We start from the raw sequence: 4,382 nt of genomic DNA, 5'->3' as shown, positions 1-4,382 counted from the left end.
TCGCGTCTGTTCTAATTTTTCTTTTGCCTGTATAATTCTGTTCGATTTTTTCATCAATCAAGTTATTAAAATTCTGTTTATTAGCATTTACCAAATCATAATTTAAGTAAGTTTTACTATGGTCTATATCTTCATTTTCATAATTATTATTTTCTCTTTGAACATGTTTTTGTATGCCCGTTGTATTTGTTCCAGATTTAACTTTTGAAACTCTAACAATGGAATAAGACATATAAAAATCACTCCTAAGCACAAAGGTTTCATGTGTATTTAATGGTTTAAGTCTAACACACTAGACTTATTTTACAATAAGTCGTTAATACGTGTGCTCTGCGAGGCTTAAACCTGTTTTTGCTAACGTAAAAAATGAGTGGCAAAATGCTAGCCACTCATAGTTCTAAACCAAAATATAATATAACTATTCAAACTGCTTTTCAGAACGTTTAAATACAATAATCGTCAAAAGACAACATAAAATAATAAGGATAGCCATGGCTACAAGAATATTACTATACACTCCAGAAGAATAATTTATAAATTCCAGAACTAGTTTACGATTAATCAATTGTAGTGACAATAAACCTCCTACAATTGCTATACCTGTTCCCTCTGATAAAAAACTTGTGAAATTTAACAAACTCATTCCAGAAGCAACTTCTTCTTCAGAAAGACTACTTGATACTATTTTTGATATAACTGTTTTAGTAAAAGATAATCCACCCATAACAAATATAAACATAAAAGTAGTCAACCACATACTAAACTCAACAAAAAATGCAATAGTTAAAAAACTTATAGAGATAGACAATGATCCTAAAATAAAAACAAATAATGATCCTTTTCTATCCACTAAAAAACCACCAAAATAACCAAAAACAATAACACTCATGGTTCCAGGAAAAATAACACTATTACCTATTGTCGCTACATTTACATGATAAATAGTTTTCATCATATAAGGCACCATTGATATAAAACCAGCTACTATAGAAAATATTAGCCCACCAGAAAACAAACCAAGCATAAACGGAATGTTTTTCCCTAGTTTAGGATTAATAAAAGGGTTAGAAACTCTTGAAATATGTTTAATAAAAATCACAAAAAAGATTGTGAAGAGTATTAAAAAAGTCCAATTATAATTTGTCGTAAATAACATAAAACATATAATACTTATAGACATTAAAACAATACCTACGATATCTAATGTATTTTTTGTTGATTTACCAGGTACCATTACTTTAATAAGAAAAGGTATAGTTACTATTGTAATCATAGGAAGTATAAGTAGGTAAGACCAATGAATATAATGTGCTATTATTCCCCCTATTGAAGGACCTAACCCTTCACCTAAAGCTACAATTGATCCTATAAAACCAAAGGCTTTGCCTTGTTTTTTTCTTGTAATATTTCTAGCTACAACCACCATAATCAATGAAGGGAATGCAGCAGATCCTACTCCTTGTACTAACCTACCAAAAATCAAAATAAAAAAGTGATTGTGACCAATAAAAGCAATCAATGAACCAAGACAGCTCAAACTAATACCAATAATTAACAATTTTTTTATATTTATATAATCAGATAATTTTCCATATACTGCTGTTCCTATCGAAAAAGTTAACATATATGCAGTGTTTACCCAGTTTGTAATTCCAGGAGTAGTATTAAAATGATTTGCAATATCAGGTAAAGAAACATTTAAAACCATTTCATTTAATACACTAAAAAATGAAAGAATACAAAGCCAAAATAAAACGCTATAAAACAAACCTTTAAATCTTTTATATAAACTAAACAATTTTACCTCTTTACTTGAGGTGACTAAAGTTTATAGGGGTAAATTATTCTTTCACCTCATATAAATTCCCCAAATTTTTAAATAGACACTTCATAAAAAAATCCTCCTAAATTAGAATAGTTTAAATATATCATTTTTGTTCAGTAATATTAATATGTACACTATTTCCAAAATTTAAATTCATGTTGCCAAAAATCGATTTGTTTTTGCAATTGTTTTTCGTTCGCTTTTAAAGTCGATTTCATTAAGTCCGTTAAATCGACTGGCGAAATTTCTTTTATCAAATTCTTATATTTTGTTCTAGAATTTCTGTGAAGCTTTCCCCATTCTTCTTCATCACACAATAACATAAAAACTATTGCTCTATCCGCAGTGCGTTGGATAGTTTTCCAATCTGGTTGCAAGATATGTAAATCACTAAAGCAATCATTCCAGTAATCCACCATATCTCTTTTAAGTTCGATTTCTACACGCCATAAATGTTCAGACATAACTTCAGCATCTGCATTATCTTTACGTTCTTGCTTTTTATTATAAATTCTAATAAATCTATTACTATCTCTCACGCCAAAATATTTTGTTTCTGGCTTACCATTACGACCATAAAAAATAGTTTTCTTAACTGCTTTATCAGACATTGCATAGTAGTCACTCAAATCATCTTCAAAATCAAAGGCTAAATCTAATCTTGTAAAACCGTCATCTTCCATGTAGCTTATTATATTTTGTTTTAACCAAATCATTTCATCGCGTGTAAGTTTGTTTGGATTAAATTCAATACGCATATTACGTCTATCCCAACTATCTGCTTTCACTTTGTCATATTCAATATAAACTTTTTCTTGAAGTGCTTTAGCTTTAAACTTTGTTTGAAGAATATCCCAAAGTCTTATTTGGGGCTCTACACTCATAAATTTAGAAAGGGCTTGAGCGTTGTCTCGGTTGAGATTTCCAACGATCGTCATTGCATCAAAACTTAATTTTGGATCAGATATGCACACAGTATGTGCGTCCAACCGGCTATTAGAGTAGCCGGTTTTAGAAAAATTGTCTAAATCGTGATTTTCTAAGTGATTTGAATGATTTGTATGATTATTTTTACTCATAAAAAATCGACTCCTTAATTTAAGAAGTCGCTCACCCGAATATATATCTTGAAGAATAAACTTATATCGTTTAATATCTAGATATACAAAATATAAAAAAACAACTTAGTGTTTTTTCTTTGGGTAAGTCGCATTCACAAACTTTGGACGGGGCGTGAGCGACTTCTTTTTATTTGTTTATTAATATAACACTATCAAAAGACTTGGTCTAATCAGATCAGGTCTTTTTCTGTTTTAAAACCTTAGCAACTAAATATACTGCATTTACTCCAGTGATTATTGCTAATATAACTGATACAGTTAAACTTTCTACTCGCATAGTTAATATTAAAAGCATGCAAAGAATAACGTTTAAAACTGTTGATATAACCAATCCCTTATCTAAATTTTTACTCATCTTCTTCAACTCCTTTTATTGCTTTATTCCAATTTCCTTATTGGTCGGAACCTACAGGGCTTTATGTGTTGTTGAGTTGGTACTTTCTTGGGATTAATCCCAATTCAAGTCCAACCAACTCGCTAACAAGTTAGCTAACACATAGCCCATTCCAACCAATAAGTTTTCTCGGCATAAATGCATGTTCTATAAGTGCATACCTCTATCTCGTTTTTGATTCTTTTGTTGTTCTTGTTGCTGTTCCTGTTCTGAATATAATTCTGGATTCATTTTTTTATCTAAGTTTCCTGCTAAACCATTTAGTTTTGGTTCATCTTCTGTTAACTTATTAACTCTTTCCGCAAAGGTATTTCTTCCTAAAACTCGTTCTAACTCTTTTAGTAAGATTTTTAAAAGCTTTAACGCTATTTCTATATTCTCTTTAAGTGGCTTTGCATTTTCGTAAAGTTGGTTAAAATTATCGTCTGCGTTTTCAATACGCTCAACTGCTTTATTTAATAAATCATCTTTCTCTCGTATTTCCTTATCTTTATCATCTAAGGCTCTACCAGACTTTATATACTCGTAATCTTCCGAAATATCTTGAGCAGCTTTTATCTGTTTCTGAAATTCATTGAAATCTTTTTGGCTTATTACAACATTTCCAGTTTCTTGTATTTCTTTGCTAAATAAACCACCTACTTTTTCAGTTTCTTGCTCATACGGAACATTTATAGGCTTTTTAAGCGTATTTAACGATTTTTGGTACTCTTGCATTAATTTATCGTTCTTTTGCTTTATATGGTCTGTTTTTTGGCTCTCACGTTCATATTCTTGCTTATGATATTCTGTTTTTTGTTTATACTGACTTATTTGCTCATGTTTAGCATTTGTTACTTGTCTTGATTGCCCACGTTCTAAATCATATCCTCGTTGTTTAACATGCTCATTAAATCTATCTTGAAACTCTGTTAAAGCTTTTTTATTACCTACAACTTCTTTAGCACTTAAACGACCATCATCAGTTATTGGAACAACGCCATAATGCATATGTGGTGTTTTTTCGTCCATGTGAACTGTTGCATATAATAAATTATCTTTA

5 protein-coding genes are annotated in these 4,382 nt (G+C 30.1%); all 5 read right to left on the bottom strand.

The genetic code is table 11. From position 1 onward, the window contains the following. Positions 1-232: plasmid recombination protein (locus tag KA833_RS00025; protein ID WP_210128574.1), on the bottom strand; the 232-nt coding region annotated here is incomplete at its 3' end. A 186-nt stretch (positions 233-418) separates the two neighbouring features. Further along, positions 419-1,798: a tetracycline efflux MFS transporter Tet(K) gene (gene tet(K), locus KA833_RS00020; protein WP_072362307.1), complete on the bottom strand. Its 1,380-nt coding sequence runs from the start codon at positions 1,796-1,798 to the stop codon at positions 419-421. Positions 1,799-1,959: 161 nt separating this feature from the next. Beyond that, complete coding sequence (locus tag KA833_RS00015) at positions 1,960-2,904, bottom strand: replication initiation factor domain-containing protein (RefSeq protein ID WP_101051446.1); 945 nt, start codon at positions 2,902-2,904, stop codon at positions 1,960-1,962. A 217-nt stretch (positions 2,905-3,121) separates the two neighbouring features. Beyond that, positions 3,122-3,301: a hypothetical protein gene (locus tag KA833_RS00010; RefSeq protein WP_000042035.1), complete on the bottom strand. Its 180-nt coding sequence runs from the start codon at positions 3,299-3,301 to the stop codon at positions 3,122-3,124. A gap of 186 nt (positions 3,302-3,487) precedes the next feature. Next, on the bottom strand, positions 3,488-4,382 hold an 895-nt coding region (locus KA833_RS00005), incomplete at its 5' end, for a plasmid recombination protein (protein WP_210128573.1).

This window comes from Staphylococcus sp. GDY8P67P, from assembly GCF_017892545.1.
Classification (GTDB): domain Bacteria; phylum Bacillota; class Bacilli; order Staphylococcales; family Staphylococcaceae; genus Staphylococcus; species Staphylococcus ureilyticus.
This window is presented reverse-complemented; position numbering and strand designations above follow the sequence as displayed.

Excerpts from the sequence above, each read along its gene's own strand:
- KA833_RS00015 (WP_101051446.1), bottom strand. The coding sequence starts at position 2,904 with ATGAGTAAAAATAATCATACAAATCATTCAAATCACTTAGAAAATCAC.
- KA833_RS00010 (WP_000042035.1), bottom strand. The coding sequence starts at position 3,301 with ATGAGTAAAAATTTAGATAAGGGATTGGTTATATCAACAGTTTTAAAC.